This is a genomic window from Saccharomonospora glauca K62 (assembly GCF_000243395.2).
Classification (GTDB): Bacteria; Actinomycetota; Actinomycetes; order Mycobacteriales; family Pseudonocardiaceae; genus Saccharomonospora; species Saccharomonospora glauca.
The window spans coordinates 1,497,560-1,520,613 of the sequence record NZ_CM001484.1 but is presented as its reverse complement, the minus strand read 5'-3'; the positions used below and the strand labels follow the sequence as shown (position 1 = coordinate 1,520,613).

Sequence of the window (23,054 nt, the reverse complement as noted above, 5' to 3'; positions counted from 1 at the left end):
CGCTGCGGGTGGACGTGCCCGACGTGACCTTGCGCGACATGGCGGACCGCCCGTTCGTGCTGGACCTGTGGGCGCATCCGGACGCGGTGGCCGACCATGTGGGTGTCGAGCCGTGGAGCGAGGCCCACTGGCGGAGTCTGCGCCCCTATCTGAAGGATCTCGCCGAGCACGGGCAGCGCGTCGTGGACGTCGCGATCACCGAGGACCCTTGGATGGTCGAGCACGAGGGTGAGTGGCGTCCGCAGACGTGGTCGCACTACCGCTCCACGGTGGAGTGGTCCTGGGACGGCTCGGAGTTCAGCTTCGACTACACCGTCTTCGACCGGTATGTCGAGGAGTCGCGGAAGGCGGGCATCGACGGGGCGATCCACGCCTTCGCGATGTTGCAGTTCCGGGGCCCGGAGCTGCTCAACTACACCGACACCCGCACCGGGGAGCGGGTTCGCGAGGAGGTGGGTCTCGGCGACGCCCGCTACCGCGAGGCGTGGACGGCGTTTTTGCGGGACTTCCGGGCGCACCTGGAGGCGAAGGGCTGGTTCGAACGGACTCGGCTGGCCTTCGACGAGCGGCCCGCGGAGACGATGGAGGTGGCCTTCGAGGTGATCGCCGAGGCCGATCCGGCGTGGTCGGACAAGATCGCGTTGGCGGCCAACTCCCTCGCCGAGGCCGATCTCACGGAGTTCGTCAGCTTCAACTACTCGTTCCTTGACGACGTGCCCGACGAGTTGATCCGGCAGCGGCGTGCCGCGGGCAAACCCACGCTCTTCTACACCTACTACGAGCCGCGGCTGCCCAACACGGTGACGGCGTCGCCGCCCGTCTCCACTCGCGCGCTGGGCTGGGTGGTCGAGCAGCGCGATCTCGACGGCTATCTGCGGTGGACGTACAACTCGTGGCCCGAGGACGTCTACCGCGACCCGAGTTTCCGTTACGGGCAGGGCGACGAGTACCTCGTCTATCCGGGTGACGACGGCCCGGTGTCGTCGATCCGGTGGGAGGTCTTCCGCGACGGGCAGGACGACGCCGAGGTGCTGGACCTGGCGCGTGCCGAGCTGGGCGAGGACTCCGCGGTGCTGCGGGCGGCACTCGACGGCGTGGACGCCGACTCCCCCGACGGGCCGGACGCGTGGGCGCGGCTGTTGCGACAGCGGGCCGCCGTGACGGACGCCCTGGGCGGCCACGGCGTGAGCGTCGCGGTCGCCGCGCCGGAGGACTCCGTGGCCCAGGGGACAACAACCGAGTTCGAGGCGACGGTGACCGCGACCGACGAGGCATTGGAGGACGTGGAGCTGGCGCTTCCGGCGTGGCCGCCCGAGGCGGTCGAGGTCATCTCCCCGGAGTCGACCGACGTGGCGGCCGGGGAGTCGAAGACTTGGCGGGTGCGGGTCGCGGTGCCCGCCGACGCCCACAACCTGGTGGTCCTCGCCGGGGACGTCCGCGCGAACGGTGCTCGGGTGGGGTCGTTCACCTGGGTGCCGACCGTGGTCGCGGCGGTGGCGGACGGCTCGCTCACCGCGGCTCCCGAGGTCGTGGCGCCGGGGAGTCGCCCCGTGTCGTCAGCGGTGCCCGGGTGGCGGGCGGCGGAATCGCGTGGGGGTCGGCGCCACGGGGTCTCGGGCGGTTTCCCTCGCGTCGCCGCGGGTATGTCCGCAGGATGACGAGCGCGCACGCACGGGCCGACCGCTTCGCCGCCGCGCTGCGGCACTTGGAGGACACCGGCGACAGCTCGCGACTACGGGAGCTGTTCGCGCCGGACCCGGAGCTGGTGAGGCCGGAAGTGGCCACCGGTGACGAGCACGCCGGCGACGTCACCCGCTTCTGGGAGAAGTACCGCTCGCCGTTCTCCGAGATCACCACCGAGTTCATCCGGGTGGCGGAGTCCGGTGACCTGGGTGTCCTCGAATGGGTGTCGCACGGCACCCTCACCAGCGGAAGCCCCATCGAGTACCGAGGGGTCTCGCTGCTGTACTTCGACGACGAGGGCCGCATCCACCGGTTCGCCACGTACTTCGACACCGCGGCCTTCCTGCGGCCGGAGACCCCGAACAAGTGAGCGAGAGTCGGCGCGGTGCCGGAGGGACACGTCGTTCATCGGCTGGCGCGTGAGCTGGGCGCGGACCTCACCGGGCACCGCCTGTCGGTGAGCTCGCCCCGGGGCCGGTTCGGCGCGGAGGCCGCACGCCTGCACGGCGCGGTGCTGCGGCGCACCGACGCCCACGGCAAGCACCTCCTCGTCGACTTCTCGCGCGACGAACGGCTCCACGTGCACCTCGGCATGCAAGGGAAGTGGCTGCGGTTCGACGATCCGGGAAGACCGGCGCTGCCGCAGGTGCGGTTGCGGCTGGCGAGCGAGGTCGTGGCGTGGGACTTGCTCGCGCCGTTGCGGTGCGAGCTGCTGTCGGAGGAAGCGGTGCGGGACCTGGTACGGGGGTTGGGGCCGGACCCGCTGCGGTCCGATGCCGATGCCGAGGCCGCTGTCGCGGCGTTGCGCGCGGCGCCCGGAGCCGTCGGCGCGGCCCTGCTCGATCAGTCGGTGATCTCCGGTGTGGGCAACGTCTTCCGCAACGAGGCCCTGCATGCCGTTGGCATCGCCCCGCGACGGCCGTGCCGGGAGCTGACCGACTCCGAAGCCCGGACGTTGTGGGCGGAGCTGCGGCGCATGATGGAACGGGCCGTGGAGGACGGACGCATCGTCACGATGGACGTCCCCGATCGGGCCACGATTCCCGAATCCGAGGCCCGGAAGGTCTACAAGCAGAAGTACTGCCGCGACTGCGGAGCCCCGGTGGTGACCGACACGGTGGGTGGTCGCACCGCCTACCACTGTCCGCGCGAGCAGCCACGGTGAGGGTTGTCGGCGGAACCGGGGTCACCGCGAGAGTCGACGTGCGACCACACCGCCTCGATGACTGACGCGGCCTTCCCGGATCGGCGTGGGGCTACGGCTCGCCGGTGTCGGGCCGTGTGGTCGCGGAGTCCGGTGCGGCGACCACGTCGCTTCGCGGGGCGGTCGCCCCGCCTCTTCGCAGCCGATCAATGTCGGTCCCCGGAAACTATGATCGCTTTGCGCTCACGACGGCGACCTCCGTGGCTTTCGAAAGAGAAGACTGGGGAGCGGGCATGGCTTTGGACGAAGCGACGGCGAATCTTCTCGCGCAAATGGCCGCGCAAGGCGGAAAGCCTCTGCACGAGCAGGAACCCGACGAAGCCCGTAAGGCCGGGTCGGCGATCACGGAGCTCTACGGGCGCGGCCCGGAGATGCTGCGCGTCGACGACGTGCGGCTGCCCACCTCGGACGGCGACGAGTTCGCCGTGCGGGTGCTCGTGCCGGTCGAGATCCCCGCCGGAGTCATCGTCTACTACCACGGGGGCGGGTGGGTGCTCGGTGACATCGACCAGTTCGACACCCTCGGCAGGCAGCTCGCCGCCCGGACGCGCTGCGCCGTGGTGCTGGTCGACTATCGCAAGGCTCCCGAACACAAGTACCCCACGGCCGTCGAGGACTCGTGGCAGGCATTGGTGTGGGCTCACCGGAACGGGACGGAGATCGCCGGAGCCGACGTCCCGCTGATCGTCGCCGGTGACTCCGCGGGCGGCAACCTCGCCGCGGTGATGGCCCACCGGGCCCGCGACCGCTCGGGACCGGAACTCGCCCTGCAGGTGCTCGTGTATCCCGTGACGGCGGCCGACTTCGACACCCCGTCCTACACGGATCCGGAGAACCAGCAGATTCTCACCCGTGAGGGCATGATCTGGTTCTGGAACCACTACGCGCCCGAGGAGCGGCGCGGTGAACCGGAGGCCAGTCCGCTGCTCGCCGAACGCTTCGACGGTCTGCCGCCCGCCGTGGTCCTCCTCGCGGAACACGACCCGCTGCGGGACGAGGGAGAGGCCTACGTGGCCGCACTCGAGAAGGCCGGTGTCCCGGTGCGGAGCCGACTGTTCAAGTCGCAGACGCACGGTTTCTTCACGATGGTGAACGTGCTCCCCGGCAGCGCGGAGGCGATCGACTACGTCGTCGCGGAAATCGGTGCTCGACTCGACGAAGTGGCGCGCCGATGAGCTCGGCCGCCGACTTCTCCGACATGGACACGCTGACGTAGTTGCGAGAACTCGGGTTCCGCACCCACGTCTTCGAAAAGGCGATGACGTTCGCGTGTCCGCCCCCGACCGGACACGCGAACGTCGTCACTTCATTCCTCAAGGGCGGACAATCGGGTTGCCAGATCCTCGCGGTCGTAGCCGAGGAAACATTTCTTCAAAGTGTGGAGGAAATGAACCTTGATTGCCGCGTCCTTCGTATCCAGGAACTCATCGACCAGCTTCCCCGCGGACTCGGTTCGGGCCGCGGGCTTCAGCATGCCCTGAAGTTCCAGGAATGTCGTCGCGACTTCCTTTACCTCGGTGGCCTTCTCCTGGTTGTTCAGCAGCCACCAGGCCGTGGCCCGTAGTGGATCGAGGAGCAGCGAACTCATTTGTTCCCGCTGTTGCTGGCGTCTCTGCTCGCTCCACGAGATCATGAGCTGTTGACTCTTGCTCCGTTCGTGCGCTGCCACAGCTTCTACGAGTTCGGGGTCCGCCGTCACCGCCAAACAACGCCCGCGGGCCCGGACGTACGAGCCACCAACCGGTTTCCACGCCAGCAGTGCTTCGTTGAGCTCCGCCCGTACTCGCTCGGTCGCGGTCAACCGGTGCCGTGTGCTGACTTCCTCAGCGCGACGAGTTATCCCACTTCTCGCGATGTCCCACACGCTTTCGCGATCGGGCATCCTGCCGCCGCCGTTCCACCACGCCCAGAAGGCGATCTCAGCGGTGAAGTACAAGGAGTCATCAACACTGGCCAGCTGAATGCTCACTTGAACATGATCTTGGCTCTCCGAACCGGGGCTTTCGTAATCCTGGAAGCGATGCCACCATCCGCGCAATCCCATCGACACGGATTCACCCCTCTACCCAAATAGGACCGACCTCGTCGAGTCGGGTCCACAACTGCTGCGTCACCTCGGCGATGGCCTCGTCGGAGAAACAGTCGGCCTTCAACTCCGGAGGACGAGGCTGACTGGCGTATTGCACGTGAGAGATGTGGAGGGGCTTACCCTCGGTGGCCCGCACGAGCAGTTCGATCATGCCGCTGCGACCGTCCCGGTCCATCCGCGCGGCCGCGTGCAACCAGCTCTTCACCACCACCCCGAGGTCTTCCAGAGGAAGATTGGTCACAGCGTGCCGCCAGAACAGCTCGACCGCGTCGCCCTCCACGGGAGCCGTCTGATCGGCGAACACCCGACCGACGGCGGTGGCCAGCACCGCCAATCGACTGGGAGAAGCCTGGTCGAACCATTCGGTCAGGTAACGCAGGAACCGGGACACACCGAGTTCGCCACCGAGCTGACGCAGCGCCTGAAGCACAGCGTCCCGTACGTCCTCGTTGTCGGAGTTCGCCAGGTGTTTGAGCCTGGTGAGGGCGTTACGGGGGAACGCGGCTCCGATACCGGCGCAGACTTCGGCGGTCAACAGCTTCAGATCCGCGCTTCCGTCTCGCGACCAATACCAGAGGCGGTTACGCACTGGCCTGCCCAACACCGAGTCCGTCGCGGCCGTGGTCAGCAAGCGCACGGCGATCGACCGTCGGGACCTGTCGGCGGGAGCGGTGGAGGTGCGCTGCCCTCCCGAGTTCTCACCGGCTTTCGTCCCGGCCCAATTCGCCGCGAGGTAGAGCGCGAGCCAAGCACCGCCCTCAACGGCGAGGTCGGCGACCCGGTCGGCGAGTTGTTCCAGTTCTCCCCGGTCAAGACCCCGCAAAGCCTCGGGAAGCTCCGTAAGCCAGTCCTGCACGGGGGTGTGCAGGTCGGGATGCTCTCGCCAGAAGTGGCGGAGCACCTCACCCCCGATCCCGGAAGGAACGAGTCCCCGCTGCCCGAGATCGAACCAGCCGTCCTCTTCCAAACGTCGTAGTCGAGCGAACGGACTGGCCCGCAGTATCGGCGCCGCCTCATCGGCGACATCGATCTTATTGTGCTTCATCAGCACATCGGAGGCCGCGGCGATGTGCTGCGGTGAGGCACCCTCCAACACCGAGGAGGCCAGGAGAAGGGAAAGCCATTCGGCGTCCTTGTCTTGCTGTTTCTCCTCGATCACCCCGCGAAGCTTGTCGCTTTGTCCGACGGTCTCGTCGTCAAGTGCGGCGCGAACCACCTCGACCGGGTCGGCCTCCGGAGTAAGACGCTCTCGAACGAGATCCGCGACGCGGGCCACTGTCGGCGGCCACAGGGCCTCCAGCTTCTCCACGACGTCCGCGTCGGCCCGGATTCCGGGTAGCGCTTCGGGGCCGACATGGCTTTCGAGCACGGCAACGGACGAGGGTTTGCCCAGCTCGTGCACTCTGCCGGGGAAGCTGTCCTCGAACCGGCGTTGGTGTTCCGCGGGGAGGATGACGATGAGGTAGCTCCGGTAGTGAGGGAGCTGGTCACTCAAGTCACTCAGGTTGCGTTGAACGGCCCGGAGATCTTTCTCATCGGCATCACGACAGTCGAGGATGACCGTGGCCGGTTCGTTCTCGACCAGCAACTCTTTCGGTTTCAAACTCAAGTCCGGGTCCACGAGTTCTTCGCGGACGATCAGAGGAGCATGCCTCCGGCGTCGAGCGTGCTCGCTCAGCTCGTAGCCGAGCCGGCTCGCCGCGGCGAGCTGGCCACCGTCCCGTTCCCTGGCCCAGAGCAGGAGGACTCTGCGAGTTTCGAGGATTCGCAGCGCTGACTCCTCGTCCCCCTCCGAGCTTTCGAGGAGCCTGTCCGGCGCGACATACTTGTCCGCCAACCTCCGTAGCGCTTCCGGGTCCTGGATACCGCGCCCGACGCGTTCCCTCCTCCGGGCACGCGCGAGCTCTTGGACAATCTCGGAACCGAGCTCGAAAACGGTGACTTGGTTGATGTCCCGGTGCGCGATGTTGTTGCCGTGCCCATCGATCCAATTGGTGCCGGAGCCTGACGTGGCCTCCCCCTGCTGCGACGGTACCGGCGGTGCGGGCGCTCCCTCCGGAGTGGGCATTGAGGCACCGACGACGTCGTCCTCGGGCTCGGGATCGCTCGGTGTCACCGGCTGCGCGGGCTCGGGGGTGTCGAGCATGCCGAAGGCATCGATGTCGTAGTCGTGCATCGGAGCCCTCACCGGTCCCCGGACATGCCGCTTTCGTTGATGCGGCGACCGCTCGACGATCCGAAGTTGGAGTCACCCAGAGTGTTGAAAGTTCCCGAGTACGCCGGGCCGGAGATCGTCTGGGAAGTTGTGTTGATATCGCCCTTCGCGACGTTGTTCCCATTCCCCTGGATAGAGGTGTAAACGGAGCTGTCGTTCACGTCGCCGTGCACGTCCCGGATCTGCTGCACTTTTTGCGCGTTGCCGTTGAACGTGTTCCCCCAAGCCCCTTCGGAGGAAGTCGACTCCTTCGCGTCGTCCCGCTCCTCCTCGTCGGCTTGCTCGGGCTGCCCGTGCAACAGCCCGTACCGAAGCAGGTCACCGGAGGGCACGGGAACTCGGAGGTAGCCCGTGCCGGAGTAGTCCTTCGCCTCGATCCGTAACGGCGCGGCGACGAACTCGCTCGGCTGCCGCGCGGTGCGACCGGCCTCGATCACATTCTTCATGACCTCTTCCGACAGCACCGTGGCCACGAGCGTGACATTGGGGTCCGAGTGATCCAGCAACGCCCGCACCGGCTTCGCGTCGACCATCCGGCCGCTTTCCACCATGATCCTTCCCGACGGAGAATCGGCGACCAACTTGTTGAAGGACCGCACCGGACCGAGGTGCAGGCTCGCGCGCAACCGCAGCTCTATCTCGGCCGCGCGCAACTCGGGGGCACGGCGGCGTAGCTCGGCCTGCAGCGAGTCGAAGTACCGGTCCACGACCTCGGCCACGCGGTTCGGATTGAAACCGATGAGATAGCCGTCCCCACGAAAAGCGCGGAAGACATTGTTTTCCATGATGTCGCCGAGTCGGGCCCGCTCCGCGGCCTCACGCAGAATGACGAGCAGCAGCTTCCCGATCTGCTCCTGCTGGGCATCGTTATGCTGGCTGAATCGGCGTACGTCAACGGCGAGAATTCCGGTGAGCTGGCCGAGATCGTTCGTGTCGACGTGATTCATCAGTGCTCCTCCCAGTGCCGCGTCGTGCGGTGCGATCAAGGGTGTCGGAGGAGCACGGCGTGTTCTGTCCAGAACTGGACACAGCGAAGCGGCGAAGTCGTGGGAAGTCGAGCACCTGGAGTCGGCCCCGAGCCGTGGCGATCAGTCCGGCCGCTTTCCACTCGGCGAGCACCGGGGTGATCGCCGACCGCACCAGGCCGAGGGCCGACGCCAGTTCCTCCTGCGACATGGCGATCGTGGTGGGCTGCGGGTGGTCGGGTCCGGCCGAGTCGATGAGCATGCCGAGCAGTTCGGTGAGCCGGACCGCGGTCGTGCGGTAGGCGAGCCGCCAGGTGTGGGACGCGCTTTCCCGTACCTTCCCCATCACGTAGGCGGCGAGTTTCTCGGTGACGCCGAACTGCTCCGTCAGTTCCGTGAACCGGCGATCGGACAGTCTCGACGTGAGCCCCGGTTCGATGGCCCGCACCGTGGCCGAGCGTGGCAGGCCGTCGCGTCCGGAGAATTCACCGAGGACGTCACCGGGTCCACGGACCGCGAGCAGTACCTCCCGCCCGTCGGGCTCCGCGTAGACGACCTTGGAACGGCCCGTCAGGCACAACAGCACCCAGCCGCCGGGACTCCCCTGCTGCAGTAACGCCTCACCGGCGGCGTGGTACTTACGGACTCCGCTCTGGACCAGGCGCGCCCAGACGTGGTCGGGAATCAGGGCACGGAATCCGCGCCGCTGTCGAACCGCGTAGTCGTTGGTCATATGATCGTGTGTAATGGGGTCATCACCCACTGTGGGGGGCCAACCTCGGGATCACCCGATGGAGTTGGCTCCCGCACACTGTGTAATCGACGGTCACACCGCGGCCGGCACCCGGCGTGCGGCGGCATACGCGGGTTCGCGGAGCCGGGCGAGGGCCGGCGGCCAGGACAGGCCCGGCAGCGGGTATCGCATCGGATCGAAGCGAATCGGCTGGTCTTCCTCCACATCGGTGCCTTTGGTCAGCTCCAGTGTCGCGAACTCCCGCCATCGCCCGGCCGGAGACGCGGCGAGCAGGCGGAACCGGTCGCGGGAGGTCGGTTCCGCGGCGAGCAGCACCAGCCCCTTCGCCGCCCGATACGGAAACAGCGACCCGTACGGCGCGTCGAACGGGTCCCGGCGGGGCAGCAACACGAACCGCGTGCCCGGACTCAGGCCGGTGGTCGCGAGCAACAGGTCGTGACGGTCGCCGGTCGGGTCGTCGAAGGTGAACGCCAGCCCCAGCACGTCGGGTAACGGCCGTGGCAGCCCCACCGACCGGGACAGCCGCACCAGGCCGTGGTCCTCGCCGGGGGTGTCCAGCCACTCCGCGCCCCACGGCTCCGGCGCCCCGATCCGGCGCAACACGGCGTCGAACACGGTGCCGCGCGGGTGCAGCGGCTTGCCGTGCCTGACTCGGGCGAGCGTTCCGAAGACGCCGCCCAGCAGCGAACCGACGGCAGAAGTCCACATCCGTGGCGTAGTACCCGGCTGCGGACACCACTACACCGCGGTTGGTGCGCCCATTGTGGATCACGTGTGGAAAGCGGGCACCCACACCGGGTGGGTGCCCGCCGAGTGGTCGCGCGGCACGTCCGCTAGCTCGTCACGAGCTCGCTTCGCAGAGGGCGGTGTCGACGACGTCCACCTCCGAGGGGTTCTCGGGCAGCAGGAGCCCGATGGTGTTGGTCAGCACCGAGGCGAAGCGGCCGTCCTCGGTGACCATCGTGCGCGAGGCGTGTCCGGTGGCCAGGCGGCCGTTGTGTCCCCAAGCTTCCCCGCCGCAGGACAGCTCGATCCTCGCCAGGCCCAGTCCGTAGTCGGCGCTCGACACGGACTTCATTTCCTCGAGTGCCCGCTCGGAGATCACCTTGCCGTCGAGCAGCGCCCGGTAGAAGGTGGCGAGGTCCTCGAAGGTGGACTCCATCGCGCCGGCCGAGCTCCACCGCGACAGCTCGATCTGGGTGGTGTAGTCGATCCAGACGAAGAAGCCTCCCACCTTGAAGCCCTGGTAGCCGGGCACGAACGGCGAGGACAGTTCCCGTTCTCCGGGCGCGGGGAACGACGTGTTGGCCAGCCCCAGCGGCTCGATGATCCGCTCCGTGATCGCGTCCCCGACGTACTGGCCGGTGAGTTCCTCGATCAGCATGCCCAGCACGAGGTAGGCGATGTTGGAGTAGTTGACCGCCTCACCGGGCGCGGACTGCGGGGCGTCGTCCATCGCCGCGGCCACCACGGCGGACAGCTCGTAGGTGCCATCCGGGTTGGGGGTCGCGTTTCCGGGGTCGCGCGGGAGCCCGGAGGTGTGGTTGAGCAGCTGCCGCACCGTGATGGCGTTGCCGTCGAAGTTGCCCGTGACCACGCCCGGCAGGTAGCGCTCGATGGGCGCATCGAGGTCGACCTTGCCTTCGTCGAACAGTTGGAGCACCACGGCGGCGGTGAACGTCTTGGTCTGGCTGCCGATCCGGAAGTGGTCGGTCGAGGTGATCGGGCGGTCCTCGGAGACCTCGGCGGTTCCGCTCGACAGAGTCCAGCTCTCGGTGGCGTTGCCCGCGTAGACGGCGGCGCCGGGGCCGGTGTTGGCGTGATACCGGTCGAGGACGGCTCGCGTGGCATCGTGGTCATCGGCGGGCATGGCCGCCGCGGGCGCGACGGTGGCGGTGGCGGCCAGTGCGACGCCTCCCGCGAGGGCGAGCAGCCGTCGGCCGGTGGTGGTTGTCATTCGCGTGTCTCCCCAGTCGTGAGAGTCGGGCCGGCGTGAGACGCCGGTGGTCGAGCGGGTGGATCGCCCGGTCGGCTCACCGGCCCTGCGGTCGGGTGTGGGCTCCCATACTCGCGGTCCGGTGAGCGGAGCGGGAAGGTCACGCGGCGGCCACTTGTGGCCGGTGGTGTTGACCAGGCCGAACGCCGCGCGGGTGGGCGCGGGAGCCGGTCAGGGCCGGTGTTCTTCCGCGTGCTCGGGGTCGGGCGACTCCGACCGGACGGGCAGCGCGGAGGAGATGAGGAGGGAGAGTTTGTCGGCGTCGGTGCTTCCGGGCTCGGGGTGGTAGACGACGAGCATCTGTCCTTTCGTGCCGGTGACCGGAAGCTTTTCCCGATACAGGGTCAGCTCGCCCACCACGGGGTGGTCGATCGACATGGTGGCGCCTTCGCGGCGGGCGACGTCCTGGCGGGCCCAGAGTTCCCGAAAGCGTGGGCTCGCGATCGACAGCTCCCCGACGAGGTCCACGAACCGCTGGTCGTCCACGTCGACGCCAACGGAGCTGCGGAACCCCGCGACGAGCTGGGCGGTGACCTTGTCCCACGCGGGGTAGAGCGCTTGCTCGGCGGGGTCCAGGAACACGTCGCGCAGCCGGTTGTTGCCCACGACCAGCCGAGGTGAGAGCGCGGCCGCGGCGGGGTTCGCGGCGAGCACGTCGAAGTAGCGGTCCTCGACGAACGCGGGGAAGCCGAGGGTGTCGACGAGCACCCGGATCCCGGTCGGCACGGTCTCCCCGCGCCCGCGGCGCCGAGGCGTGCGCGGGCGGGGTTGGGCGAGGGAGAGCAGGTATTCGGTGCCGTGGTCGTCGAGTTGCAGCGCACGGGCGAGGGATTCGAGCACCTGCCGGGAGGGGCTGCGGTCCCGGCCCTGTTCGAGGCGCAGGTAGTAGTCGGCGCTGATGCCGGCAAGCATGGCGACCTCCTCGCGCCGCAGGCCCGGAACCCGGCGGACCCCGAGGCGCGGCAGCCCGACCTGCTCCGGCGTGACCAGTTCGCGTCGCGCGCGGAGGTAGTCGCCCAGCAGGTTCGGCGAGTCGCTCATGAACCCCACCTTAGGCACGAAACCCCCGGACGAAGGTGGTCCCGTCATACCCGGGAACACGGGGGGCTGGGCGTTTCCTCGCCGTCGGCCGAGTCTGGGGTCCTCAACTCATGTGCGGCGCTTGGGAAGGAGCACCGAAGGATCATGGCCATGAAGAACACGCTCGGCGGCGTCTTCACCACGGCCGAAGGCGTGGAGTTCACCAGGATGGGATACGGCGCGATGCAGCTCGCCGGCCCGCGGGTGTGGGGGCCTCCCGCCGACCGGGACGAGGCGATTCGCGTGCTGCGGGAGGCCGTGGCGGCCGGGGTGAACCACATCGACACCGCCGACTGCTACGGCCCGCACGTCACCAACGAGATCATCCGCGAGGCGCTGGCTCCCTACGACGGCGTCCACATCGCCACCAAGGTTGGGGCGGTGCGGGACGAAAACGGCGCGTGGGTGTTCGCGCGGTCGCCGAAGCAGTTGCGGGAGCAGGTCGAGTCCAATCTGAGGACCCTGGGTGTCGAGGCGCTCGACGTCGTGAACCTGCGGATCGGGGGCGGGCCGGACGGGCACTCCCCCGTGCCCGGATCGCTGGCCGAGCCGTTCGGCGCGCTCGCCGAGCTGCGGGAGCAGGGCAAGATCAAGCACCTCGGGGTGTCGGTGGTCGACGCCGAGCAGGTCGCGGAGGCGCGGTCCATCGCGCCGATCGTCACCGTGCAGAACTGGTACAACGTCGCTCACCGCGGCGACGAGGACCTCATCGCCTCTCTGCACTCCCAAGGCATCGCCTACACCGCGTTCTGGCCGTTGGGTGGGTTCACCCCGCTGCAGTCCGACATCTTGGACAAGGTCGCCGCGCGCCTGGGCACCACGCCGTTGTCCGTGGCGCTGGCCTGGCTGCTGCACCGCGCACCGAACGTCGTGGTCATCCCCGGCACCTCCAAGGTCGCGCACCTGCGCGAGAACCTCGCGGCCGCGGAGCTCGAACTGCCCGAGGACGCTCTGGCGGAGCTGGACGGCATCGTCGCCTGACCGGCTCGGCGCAGGGGGCCGAGCACGCGGTTGGCGTCGCGGCGATGCGTCGGGGATCGGGTGCGGGGCCCGGTCCCCGAGCGCGGTCGGCACCGGTCGAGATCATCGGGATTGACCTCGGCAGCGAACCGGAGTGTGCCGAGGTGCGAATTCGCCGCCGAGGAAGGGACCTCGGCCCGTGACCGAATCGGACTGTCCTCGAGCGGCAGGTGGCCGAGCTGTGGGCCGACACTCCGCCGGGCGTGCCGCTGTTCATCAACGTCACGCTGTTGCCCGCGCTCCGGGCCGAGCCGAACCGCATCTACCCGAACGTCGGCCAGTCCACGGCCGACCCGAACGTGGTCGTCCCGCCCGAAGGCTGGCACGCCCTCGCCGAATATCGCGACGTCGTACTGCACAAGCCCTACTTCCGGAAGTACTTGCCGGCCACCGAAACCGCCTACGCCAAGCCGCAGGTCATCGTGCCCCTCACTCCAATCGAGCCGGTCAAGGGGACGCGACGTCGTTCCTTCTTCCGTCCACAGTGTTCTGAAGAGACAGCGAGACGCCCCCTCGCTCGTGTCCCGAGATCGGCCGCTAACCTTGGCCGCCATGGGGGAACTCGAACAACTGGAGCAGGACCGCGCGACCTACGAAGCCACTTTGGAGTCTCACCTCGCGCGTTACGGGGAGGAACATCCGGAGACAATCGCCGTCCGCACCAAACTCGCCGCCGTGCTGTGGAGGATGCGGGATCTGGGGCGAGCACGCGAGGAATGCGAGGCACTTCTTCGCGCCCGGTTGTCACTTCACGGGCCGAAGCATCCGGAGACGCTGACCACCCGTGCCAACCTCGCCAGTGTGCTGTGGGATCTGGGGGATCTGGAGCGGGCTTGCGAGGAGTACCAAACCGCTCTCTCCGATTCCATCCGGGTGCTCGGGGCCGAGCATCCGGACACGTTGACCCGGCGTTCCTGCCTTGCCGGTGTGCTGCGGCAACTGGGGCGGTGGCAGCAGGCCCGCACCCACTACGAAAACCTCCTCCACAGCCACATCCGGCTCCACGGAAACGAGCACCCGGAGACACTGACCGCCCGCAGCGCTCTTGCCGGTGTGCTGCGAGCCCTGGGGGAACTGGATCGGGCTCGCGCCGAGTACGAGAACGTCCTTCGCGCCCGCACCGACATGCTCGGCGACAAGCACCCGGACACTTTGGTGGCCCGTGGTTGCCTGGCCGGAGTGCTGTGGGATCTGGGGCAGTTGGAGCAAGCCCGCGCGGAGTACGAGGCCGTCCTCGACGTCGAGGTCGACCTTCTCGGGGCCGAGCATCCGGAGACACTGACCACCCGCCACAACCTCGCCACCGTCGTGAAGGACTTGGGCGAGCTGGACCGGGCTCGCGCCGAGTACGAGGTCGTCCTCCGTGCCCGCACCGACATGCTCGGCGACAAGCACCCGGACACTCTGATGGCCCGTGGTTGCCTGGCCGGAGTGCTGTGGGATCTGGGGCAGTTGGAGCAAGCCCTTGCCGAGTACGAGGCTCTGCTTCCCCTTCACACCGAAGCGCTGGGCCCCGACCACCCGCACACGCTGATCACCAGGGCCAATCTCGCCGGGGTGCTGAAGGACCTGGGTCGGCTGGAGCAGGCCCGCACGGAGTTCGAGACCGTGCTCACCGCGCGCACCGAGCTGTTCGGGGCCGACCACCCGGACACTTTGATCACGCGCGCCAACCTCGCCGGGGTCCTGGCAGCATTGGGGCAGGTGGAGCACGCCCACGCGGAATACGACGCCATCCTCAAGGCGCACCTCGCGTTCTACGGGCCCGACCATCCGATCACCCTGACCACGCGCCACCACCTCGCCACCACGTTGCGGACGTTGGGCCGGGCGGAGCGCGCCCGCACGGAGTTCGAGACCGTGCTCACCGCGCGCACCGAGCTGTTCGGGGTCGACCACCCGGAGACGCTGACCGCCCGCCACGACCTCGCCGGGGCGCTGAAGGACCTGGGCGAGCTGGAGCAGGCTCGTGCGGAGTACGAGGCCACGCTCGACGGATACATCGCGTTCTTCGGAGCCCAACACCCGTACACCCTCGCGGCTCGTGAGAACCTCGACGAGGTGTTGGAGAAGTTGGGCCGGTGACCGGGCGGAAGGCCGAGTTCGCCGAACGCGAGCCCCTGCCGCTGTGGTGGCTCCGCTTTTGCGGCAGGGCCCGGGCGCGAACCGGGTTCCGGCCGGTCACGTCAGTTCGCGCAATCCGTTGGTGATCACGTCGGCCGCGGCGGGAGCGCGCACTCCCACGCGGTCGAGCACCGCGGACACTCACCGGACGAATTCGACCGCGCAGGGCCCCGGCGCGGTCATCCCGGCCATCCCGGCGCCGTCGGGAGCCAGATGTTCGCCTACGGCGCCGAGGCGATCGAACACAGTGTCGCAGCGCTGGACAAGTTCTTGCCCACAACGCGGTGAAGCGGTCTCCCGGACAGCTCCGTGTCCGGCCAACGTGGTGAATGCGCCGCCAGGCGCCAACTGAAGCGAACAATCCAAAAGCGTGTGGGCCGGGTGGGACTCGAACCCACGGCCAAGGGATTATGAGTCCCCTGCTCTAACCGACTGAGCTACCGGCCCTTCGCTGGGCTCTCCACGGGTTCCCACCGCTCCCAGCGCGTCGAAACTATAGCGCGTCCCTTTTCCGGGGCTCGGGGTCTGCCGTGTGACACTCCGAGGACGCGGTGGGTTCGTAGGCTGACCTCCATGCATCCACAGCCTCCGTCCGCGTCGCTCGTCCTGCGGCCCGACCGGTCTCGGGTCTGGGCCGGCCTGGTCGTGGCGGGCGTGCCGCTCGTTCTGCTGCTGGTCGGTGCTCTTCTCGCCGGGGCCACGCCGCTTGCCGTGGGGGTGCTGGTGGTCGCCGGGGTGTGTGCCGTGATCGTGCCCGTGCTCGCCGGGAGCGGCCGGGTGGAGGTCACCGACCAAGACATCACGGTGAAGGAGTTCTTCCGGAAGCGGCCGGTGCTGCGGGCTCGGGCGGCGCGGGTGGTGCGGGCTCGGCTCGTTCCGTTGCGGGGGCCGGTCATGGACACGGTGTTCGTGCTCGACGCCCACGGTGCGCCGCTGGTGCGGATTCCCGCCTACAAGTACCGCTCCGCCGAGATCGATCGCCTCGTGCACGTGCTGGGGCTGCCTTGCGATGTTCCCGATCGTCCGGTCACCGGGCCGGAGTTGTCCTCGCGCTACCCGCACATGCTGGGGTTCGCGGAGCGGCGGCCGGTGGTCACCGCGCTTGTCGTGGCGGGTGGCGCCGTGGCGTTCGTGGTGCTGGTGGGGGTCATCGCCGTGATCTCGATTCTGTGAGGCGCTCTACCCTGATCGCGTGACAGCGGTGGGTGATCTGCTCGCGGGCCGTTACCGCGTGCAACATCGGGTGGGGAGCGGTGCGATGGGCACCGTGTGGCAGGCCGTGGACGAGCGGTTGGGTCGGCAGGTCGCCGTCAAGGAACTGCTCCTGCAGCCCGGCCTGGACCCCGCGGCGGCCGCGCAGGCTAGGGAACGCGCGCAGCGCGAGGGCCGCATCGCCGCGCGCCTGCACCACCCCAACGCCGTCACCGTCCACGACGTCGTCGAACACGCCGGGCTGCCGGTGCTGGTGATGGAGTACTTCCCCGCCCGCAGCCTGGCGGACGTGCTCGGCACGAACGGCCCGCTGTCGCCTCGGGACGCCGCCGCCATCGGGGCGCAGGTGGCCGCCGCGCTGGCCGCCGCGCACGACGCGGGCATCGTGCACCGCGACGTCAAGCCCGCCAACGTGCTCCTCGGCGGCGACGGCACGGCGAAGCTGGTCGACTTCGGCATCGCCCACGCCGGGGGCGACGTCACGGTCACCCAGACCGGGGTCGTCGCGGGCACGCCCGCCTACCTCGCACCGGAGGTGGCGCGGGGTCGACCGGCCACGCCCGCCTCCGACGTGTTCTCGCTCGGGTCGCTGCTGTTTGCGGCCGTGGAGGGCACGCCGCCGTTCGGGGAGAGCGAGGAGAACACGCTCGGCGTGCTCTACCGGGTGGCCGGGGGCAACCCCGCTCCGGCGCGGCGGGCGGGGCCGCTGACGCCGGTGCTCCAGCGCATTCTGGTCGCCGACCCCGCGGCGCGGCCCTCGGCGGCCGTGGTGCGCGACCAGTTGCGGGCCGTGGCCGAGGGTCGCGTTCCGGCTCCCGCGCCCGCGCCGGAGGAGCTGACCCAGCCGCTTCGGGCCGTTCCCGCGCACGCTCCCCGTTCGGGCACCCGGCTCGACCTGCACCCGTTCGACACCCCACCGCCGCCTCCGGCTCCCGTGGCCGCGCCCGTGGCCTCGCCGCCGCGGTCCCGGCGCAAAGCGTTGCTCGTGGCGGCGGGTGGGGGGCTGGCCGTGGTCGCCACGGGCATCACGATCGCCGTCGCGTCGAGCGGTGGGGAGACCACCGCGGCGACCCCGGCTCCCGGCCCCACGACCACCGTGTCGAGTCCGCAGCCGTTGTCCTCCGCCGAGTTGGTCGGGGTGGTCGGCGACTACTACGGGCATCTTCCTCAAGATCCCCATGCCGCGTATGCGCTTCTGGGGCCCGTGCTGCGGGCGCAGGGCGAGCAGCAGTTCGCCGAGACCTGGGAGAAGGTCACCAAGGTCACGGTGATCTCGCCGCCGCGTGTGAACGGCACCGACACCGTGCACGTGGGGGTTCAGCTCGCGTTGCGTTCGGGTGCCACGGTCACCGAGTACCACCAGCACGGCCTCGGGCGGCACGAGGGCGCCGTCGTCATCCTCACCGACACCGTCCTGCACGCCGAGACGACCACGCCACCGCCTCCGCCGGACGACAAGAAGGACCACAAAGGCCCCAAGGGCCCCAAGGAGCGTGAGAAGGAGAAGAAGGAACACGAAAAGGAGAAAAAGAAGCGGGAGAAGGAAAAGGAGAAGGAGCGCAAGAAGCACGAAAAGGAGAAGAAGCACCCCGGCGAGGACCACTGACCCCGCCTCACCGGAGGCTTCCCGTCCCGTTCAGCTCCACAGCGCGCTGATCCCGCTCAGCGAGTTCCATCCCAGATACACGGTGAGCAGCCACGCGGCCACACCGATCGCCAGAAGCCAGCGCGGGTAGCGGTAGCCGCCGAGGAGGTCGCGGCGCCGGGCCGCCACCCACATCAGCACCCCGAAGCCCACGGGCAGGATGAGCCCGTTCAGCGCCCCCGCCAACACCAGCAGCGTGGTGGGGGCCTGGTCGAGCAGCAGGAACGCGACGAGCGACACCGCGATGAAGGCGCTCACGAGCCAGTTGCTGCGGCGCCGCAGCGCCGGCGAGAACGACACGAGGAACGACACCGACGTGTAGGACGCGCCGATGACCGAGGTCACCGAGGCGCCCCACAGGATGATGCCGAACAGCCGCAGCCCGACCTCGCCGGCGGCCTGGTGGAACGCGTCGGCGGCGGGGTTGCCCGCCGCGAGGGTGGCGCCTCCGGCGACGACGCCGAGCACCGCGAGGAACAGCACCGCACGCATCGCCCCGGTCACCAGCAACGAGGTGACGGAGCTGCGGCTGACGTTCGCCACCTGCTCGGGCCCGCTCACGCCCGCGTCCAGGAGCCGGTGCGCGCCGGCGTAGGTGATGTAGCCACCGACGGTGCCGCCGATCAGTGTGGTGATGACGAGGAAGTCGACCGTGTCGGGCACCACGGACTGCCGGAGCGCCTCGCCCACGGGTGGTCCGGACGCCACGGCGACGTAGGCGGTGAGGGCGATCATCACGATGCCGAGCACCACGACGAGCCGGTCCATCGCCACGCCCGCTCGTTTGCTGAGGAAGATGCCGACGGCGACGACCGCGGAGATCGTGCCGCCGAGCTTGACGTCGAGCCCGAACAGCGCGTCGAGGCCGAGGGAGGTGCCCGAGACGTTGCCGATGTTGAACACCAACCCGCCGAACACCACGAGGGCGGCCATAACGTAGCCGAGGCCGGGGACGACGCGGTTGCCGAGGTCCTGGGCGCGCAGGCCCGAGACCCCGATGACGCGCCAGACGTTCAGCTGCACGGCGATGTCGACGAGGATCGACAGCAGGATGGCGAAGGCGAACGCCGCCCCGAGCTGCACCGTGAACGTGGTGGTCTGGGTGATGAACCCCGGCCCGATGGCGCTGGTGGCCATCAGGAAGACGGCGCCGAGCAACGTGCCCCCGGACACCGAACTCGTGGACTTCGACGAGTCGAGCTGGTCGGTCATCGCAACTCCGATCCTCGTGGGTTCGGCACAAGGTACAGAGTTGTTCAACAATCCCGCAAGAGTCTGATCCAACGTTCAACGCCACACCAGGGACAGAACGCCCTCCCCGGAGTCCACGCGGCTGCCGAAGGGGGCGCTGCACCGGGTGAGCACCGACCGCAGCCACTCCTGGTCCCGCGACCCCGCGCGTTGCAGCCGCAGCCGGCGGGACTGCACCGGCACCATGCGCAGCGCGTGCAACGCCCCGGTGCGCGAGTCCAGCGACGGGAAGTACAGCAGCCGCAGATCCCCGCGATACCGCTCGAAACCGCTGATGCCCTCGTAGTCGTTGATGAGGTCGCCGCACCCGTAGAGCACGAGCCTCCCCCGATACACCTCGATGGGCCGGGGATGGTGCGAGGAGTGCCCGTGCACGACGTCCGCCCCGGCGTTGACCAAGCGATGCGCGAGTTCCACCTGCCCGGCACCGACACCGTAGCCCCAGTTGGAGCCCCAGTGCACCGACACCACCACGAGGTGTCCGTCGCGTTTGGCGTCGGCGACCTGGTGGAGCAGCTCCGGGATGTCCGAGTCCAGCAGCCGCACCCCCGGCGTCGTCCTTCCCGCCGCCCACTCGACGGGCACGCCGCTGGAGACCGCTGCCGCCGCGAACACCGCGAGGCGGGTGTCACCGAGCTCGACGACGGCGGGGGCGGCCGCCTGTTCGGCGTCGTGTCCCGCCCCGGCCACCCGCACGCCCGCGCGCGAGAGCACCGTGAGTGTTTCCACCAGCCCCGGTCGCCCGAAGTCGAGCACGTGGTTGTTGGCCAACACGCACACGTCGGGCCGCGCGGCGAGCACCGCGGGCAGGTTCTCCGGCCGCATCCGGTAGTGCACGGGTTTGCCCGGCAGGAACGTCCGCGCGCGCGTCACGCTCGTCTCCAGGTTCACGATCCGCGCCGCGGGCCCGATCTCCTCGATCACCCGTAACGCGCTGCCCCACGGCCACGAGAACGGCACGGGGCGGGGCAGCGGGCCGTTGCGTTCCTCGGCGGCGTGCACGTAGTAGCGGGCGTCCCGCACCACCGCCTCGCGCAGCCGGTGATCGCCGGGGTGGGGAAGGATCTGGTCGATTCCCCGTCCCGTCATCACGTCACCGGCTAGGAAGAGCGTGATCGCCGCCATCGTTTGCGTCCAATCCCGGCGGGGCCCCCGACGTCCATCATGGGCGCCGCGCGCGAGCGGACGAAAGTCACGCGCACCGACGATGAGCCGTTGGACTCTGTGCCGCCCGGTGGTCTCCCCCCGACACTGGCAGGCGCGTGGACTCCACCGCCGGACGCCTCACGCGGGAGGACCCCATGACGCACAACAGCGACCCACTCGCCCGAGCTCAGAACACCGCCCACGAATGGCTCGCCGTCGTCGGCGACGCGCTGGGCACCCGCGACCGCCGATACACCTACCGGGTGCTGCGGGCGTGGCTGCACACGTTGCGCGACCGTCTCACCGTGGAGGGAGCGGCCCACTTCGGAGCCCAACTGCCCGAACTGCTGCGCGGCACCTTCTACGACGGCTGGGTGCCGAGCCGGGTCCCCATCCGCTACGACTGCGACGACTGCCTCGACCGTATCGCGGCCGAGGCCGGTATCCGACGCACCGACGTGCGCTCGGCCGTGCGGAACGTGTCGCAGGGGATGCGCGAACTGCTCTCCCCCGGCTCACTCGGGCGCGCCCTGGAGCACATGCCGCGCGACGTGCGGGAGATCTTCACCCCCGCCACGCCGACGCCCGCGGGAAGCACCGCCGGAAGCGACGAGGAGCTGCGCGAACTCCGCCGCAAGGTCGAGTTCCTCGTCGGCGCGGTGATGGACCTGAGCCGGGAGATGGCCGAGCGCGGGCTGTCGCACCGTGATCCGGAGGCGCTGACCACCGCCGACGACATGATGCTGCCCCAGCAGGGCCTGTCCTGAGCCCCTTCGCGGTGCGGGGATCGGCCGGGACGGCCGCACACGGTAGTCGACCCCGCTCTCGACCGTGTCGGCGGTGAGGTGCTCGGCGCACTCGGACTCGGCCACGGCCGGTGGCACAAGGCTGTGGCATGGGCGCGCCGGGCGGGAATCGTCTCGACCACCGCGATCCCCTCCGGTTGCGACCGGCCGAGGAAGCCGGGGCGATGAGCCGATCCGGGCGGCTCCGGGTGCGCGTTAACGTCGTCACTACACTGGGTTGACGATCAATCGCGCAGGAGTTGCCAGTATGCCCTTCCCGGTCTTCGAGGCCGTTCCCGTCGCACGTTCGACCAGTCTCGCCGCACCCGACGAGCCATCGGGACCGGAGGAGCCCCCGGAGGTCGACGGCGTTCCCGACATCTCGGCCGAGTGGTATCGGGCGGTGCTCGACGGTGCGAACGCCGCGCCGGGATGGTTGCGGGACTTCGCGGTGCTGTTCACCGAGGCCGGCGTCGTGGTGCTCGGGCTGCTGATGGTGTTCGGGTGGTGGCGTGCTCGGCGCGGCCCGTCCCGCGCCATGGCGGCGGCGCTGCTCACCCCGGCGGCCACCGTGCTCGCCTACGCGACCAGCGAGGTCGCCAAGATCTTCATCCAGGAGGACCGCCCGTGTCGGGCGGTGCCGGGGGCGAGGCCTCTGACGGAGTGTCCCGAACTGGGCGACTGGTCGTTCCCCAGTAACCACTCGACCATCGCCGGTGGCGCGGCGATGGCGGTGTTTTTGTGTCAACGTGGGGCACTCGGCGCGGCCGCGTTGGCGCTGGGCGCGCTCGTGGCCTTCTCCCGCGTGGTGGTGGGCGTGCACTACCCCCACGACGTGGTGGTCGGCTTCCTCCTCGGCGTCGCGGTGGTCGCGGCGGCGATGGCCCTGGCCTCGCGGTGGGTCACCCAGCTCGTGGAGCGCTTCCGGCCCCGGTTCGCCCTGATCCTCGGTCCCGGCGTGGCATCGGCTCCCGACGCGGTGGTGGAGGCGGACGACCGCGACGACCGGGCGGAGCCGAAGAACCGGGACGACGGGGAGGAGCCGGAGGACGATGCCGTGGTCCTCCCGGACGCCGAAGACGAGACTCGCGTGCTCAGCGCGGTACCGCCGAGCGTCGACACCACGCCGACCCGCCCGATCCCCCGCACTCCACACTGGCCGACGGAAAGTGCCGCCGCCGACCGGCAGCGACGGCACCACCCTCCGCGGCCACCGCGGGCGCCGAGGGCCCCGCGGCCGCCGCAACACCGCTGAGCGGCGAGGCGATTACGGGCGGACCTGCCACAGTTCGTAGACGTCGGCGCCCGCGTTGTAGCGGCATTCGTGCGGAAGGCCCCCACCCCGCGGGTCGGAGCCGACGAGCTCCAAGTAGGCCTGCTCGCAGGCGGCCTCGGTGGGATACCAGTAGCCGGTGTAGTACCACTCCTCCACGGTCGCCACGGCGGGAGCGGCCGAGGCCAACAACCCCAACCCCACCAGCACACCGGTCACAAGCTTCCTCATGTCACCCTTCCTTCCCCAGACGGCGCGACGACAGCACCGAAAACCGACTCACCGGCCCGAGAAACCGGCGAGGTGATCGCCTACCAGACCCGCCACAGCTCGTAGACGTCGGCGCCCGCGTTGTAGCGGCATTCGTGCGGGAGCTGCGGAACCAATGGATTGACGCTGTCCCAGAAGGCCTGCTCGCAGGCGGCCTCGGTGGGATACCAGTAGCCGGTGTAGTACCACTCCTCCACGGTCGCCACGGCGGGAGCGGCCGAGGCCAACAACCCCAACCCCACCAGCACACCGGTCACAAGCTTTCTCACGTCGCTCTTCCTTCCCCGGATGACGGATGGCACCGCCGAAACCTTTGTCCGAACTCCTTCACAGAGTCCGAGC

At 69.3% G+C, this 23,054-nt stretch carries 21 protein-coding genes and 1 tRNA gene; 10 read left to right on the top strand and 12 right to left on the bottom strand.

Annotated elements, in window-relative coordinates:
- The first annotated feature begins 38 nt into the window (after positions 1-38).
- The 4 genes from SACGLDRAFT_RS22660 (at position 39) to SACGLDRAFT_RS07315 (ending at position 4,062) form a co-directional block, all read left to right on the top strand.
- Positions 39-1,658 carry a DUF4091 domain-containing protein gene (locus SACGLDRAFT_RS22660; protein ID WP_332306650.1) on the top strand — a complete coding sequence of 540 codons (1,620 nt, stop codon included), beginning with the start codon at positions 39-41 and terminating at the stop codon, positions 1,656-1,658.
- Positions 1,655-2,053 (top strand): nuclear transport factor 2 family protein, encoded by a 399-nt coding sequence (locus SACGLDRAFT_RS07325; RefSeq protein WP_005463160.1) that lies wholly within the window; start codon positions 1,655-1,657, stop codon positions 2,051-2,053. The genes SACGLDRAFT_RS22660 and SACGLDRAFT_RS07325 overlap by 4 nt, the downstream gene beginning before the upstream one ends.
- Positions 2,054-2,068: 15 nt before the next feature.
- The gene (locus SACGLDRAFT_RS07320; protein WP_005463158.1) at positions 2,069-2,848 is read left to right on the top strand and encodes an Fpg/Nei family DNA glycosylase; all 780 of its coding nucleotides are present in this window, start codon (positions 2,069-2,071) and stop codon (positions 2,846-2,848) included.
- 272 nt (positions 2,849-3,120) lie between these two features.
- The gene (locus SACGLDRAFT_RS07315; protein ID WP_005463156.1) at positions 3,121-4,062 is read left to right on the top strand and encodes an alpha/beta hydrolase; all 942 of its coding nucleotides are present in this window, start codon (positions 3,121-3,123) and stop codon (positions 4,060-4,062) included.
- A 131-nt stretch (positions 4,063-4,193) separates the two neighbouring features.
- Here SACGLDRAFT_RS07315 and SACGLDRAFT_RS07310 read toward each other — a convergent pair whose 3' ends face one another.
- The 7 genes from SACGLDRAFT_RS07310 to SACGLDRAFT_RS07280 form a co-directional block, all read right to left on the bottom strand.
- A complete protein-coding gene (locus tag SACGLDRAFT_RS07310) occupies positions 4,194-4,856 on the bottom strand; it encodes a hypothetical protein (RefSeq protein WP_232284091.1) in 663 nt (220 codons plus the stop codon).
- Positions 4,857-4,941: 85 nt separating this feature from the next.
- Entirely contained in the window at positions 4,942-7,152 is a 2,211-nt protein-coding gene (locus SACGLDRAFT_RS07305; RefSeq protein ID WP_005463152.1) for a hypothetical protein, read from the bottom strand.
- Between the two features lie 8 nt (positions 7,153-7,160).
- Positions 7,161-8,138, bottom strand: a complete 978-nt coding sequence (locus tag SACGLDRAFT_RS07300) for a hypothetical protein (RefSeq protein ID WP_005463149.1) — start codon at positions 8,136-8,138, stop codon at positions 7,161-7,163.
- A complete protein-coding gene (locus tag SACGLDRAFT_RS07295; protein ID WP_005463148.1) occupies positions 8,083-8,889 on the bottom strand; it encodes a Crp/Fnr family transcriptional regulator in 807 nt (268 codons plus the stop codon). The genes SACGLDRAFT_RS07300 and SACGLDRAFT_RS07295 overlap by 56 nt, the downstream gene beginning before the upstream one ends.
- Before the next feature lie 93 nt (positions 8,890-8,982).
- Positions 8,983-9,618: a hypothetical protein gene (locus SACGLDRAFT_RS07290; protein ID WP_005463146.1), complete on the bottom strand. Its 636-nt coding sequence runs from the start codon at positions 9,616-9,618 to the stop codon at positions 8,983-8,985.
- A gap of 133 nt (positions 9,619-9,751) precedes the next feature.
- Entirely contained in the window at positions 9,752-10,867 is a 1,116-nt protein-coding gene (locus SACGLDRAFT_RS07285) for a serine hydrolase domain-containing protein (RefSeq protein ID WP_005463144.1), read from the bottom strand.
- Positions 10,868-11,077: 210 nt separating this feature from the next.
- Positions 11,078-11,947 carry a helix-turn-helix domain-containing protein gene (locus SACGLDRAFT_RS07280; protein ID WP_005463143.1) on the bottom strand — a complete coding sequence of 290 codons (870 nt, stop codon included), beginning with the start codon at positions 11,945-11,947 and terminating at the stop codon, positions 11,078-11,080.
- A gap of 150 nt (positions 11,948-12,097) precedes the next feature.
- Between SACGLDRAFT_RS07280 and SACGLDRAFT_RS07275 the strand changes: the two genes are divergently transcribed.
- On the top strand, positions 12,098-12,967 hold the full coding sequence (locus SACGLDRAFT_RS07275) for an oxidoreductase (RefSeq protein ID WP_005463134.1): 870 nt from the start codon (positions 12,098-12,100) through the stop codon (positions 12,965-12,967).
- A 591-nt stretch (positions 12,968-13,558) separates the two neighbouring features.
- On the top strand, positions 13,559-15,091 hold the full coding sequence (locus tag SACGLDRAFT_RS07270; protein WP_051036183.1) for a tetratricopeptide repeat protein: 1,533 nt from the start codon (positions 13,559-13,561) through the stop codon (positions 15,089-15,091).
- 412 nt (positions 15,092-15,503) lie between these two features.
- Here the strand turns inward: SACGLDRAFT_RS07270 and SACGLDRAFT_RS07265 are convergent.
- Positions 15,504-15,577, bottom strand: a tRNA-Ile gene (locus SACGLDRAFT_RS07265).
- 126 nt (positions 15,578-15,703) lie between these two features.
- Here SACGLDRAFT_RS07265 and SACGLDRAFT_RS07260 point away from each other — a divergent pair.
- On the top strand, positions 15,704-16,303 hold the full coding sequence (locus SACGLDRAFT_RS07260; RefSeq protein WP_005463130.1) for a hypothetical protein: 600 nt from the start codon (positions 15,704-15,706) through the stop codon (positions 16,301-16,303).
- 19 nt (positions 16,304-16,322) lie between these two features.
- Entirely contained in the window at positions 16,323-17,948 is a 1,626-nt protein-coding gene (locus SACGLDRAFT_RS07255) for a serine/threonine-protein kinase (RefSeq protein ID WP_005463129.1), read from the top strand.
- A gap of 30 nt (positions 17,949-17,978) precedes the next feature.
- Here the strand turns inward: SACGLDRAFT_RS07255 and SACGLDRAFT_RS07250 are convergent, their stop codons facing one another.
- Both SACGLDRAFT_RS07250 and SACGLDRAFT_RS07245 read right to left on the bottom strand, forming a co-directional pair.
- A complete protein-coding gene (locus tag SACGLDRAFT_RS07250; protein ID WP_005463128.1) occupies positions 17,979-19,199 on the bottom strand; it encodes an NRAMP family divalent metal transporter in 1,221 nt (406 codons plus the stop codon).
- Positions 19,200-19,274: 75 nt separating this feature from the next.
- Entirely contained in the window at positions 19,275-20,363 is a 1,089-nt protein-coding gene (locus SACGLDRAFT_RS07245; RefSeq protein WP_005463127.1) for a CapA family protein, read from the bottom strand.
- A 176-nt stretch (positions 20,364-20,539) separates the two neighbouring features.
- Between SACGLDRAFT_RS07245 and SACGLDRAFT_RS07240 the strand changes: the two genes are divergently transcribed.
- The gene (locus SACGLDRAFT_RS07240) at positions 20,540-21,151 is read left to right on the top strand and encodes a DUF2267 domain-containing protein (RefSeq protein WP_005463126.1); all 612 of its coding nucleotides are present in this window, start codon (positions 20,540-20,542) and stop codon (positions 21,149-21,151) included.
- 286 nt (positions 21,152-21,437) lie between these two features.
- Complete coding sequence (locus tag SACGLDRAFT_RS07235; RefSeq protein WP_005463125.1) at positions 21,438-22,424, top strand: phosphatase PAP2 family protein; 987 nt, start codon at positions 21,438-21,440, stop codon at positions 22,422-22,424.
- A gap of 12 nt (positions 22,425-22,436) precedes the next feature.
- Here the strand turns inward: SACGLDRAFT_RS07235 and SACGLDRAFT_RS07230 are convergent, their stop codons facing one another.
- A complete protein-coding gene (locus SACGLDRAFT_RS07230; protein ID WP_005463124.1) occupies positions 22,437-22,673 on the bottom strand; it encodes a hypothetical protein in 237 nt (78 codons plus the stop codon).
- Positions 22,674-22,753: 80 nt separating this feature from the next.
- Positions 22,754-22,981 carry a hypothetical protein gene (locus SACGLDRAFT_RS07225; protein ID WP_005463123.1) on the bottom strand — a complete coding sequence of 76 codons (228 nt, stop codon included), beginning with the start codon at positions 22,979-22,981 and terminating at the stop codon, positions 22,754-22,756.
- Between the last annotated feature and the right edge of the window lie 73 nt (positions 22,982-23,054).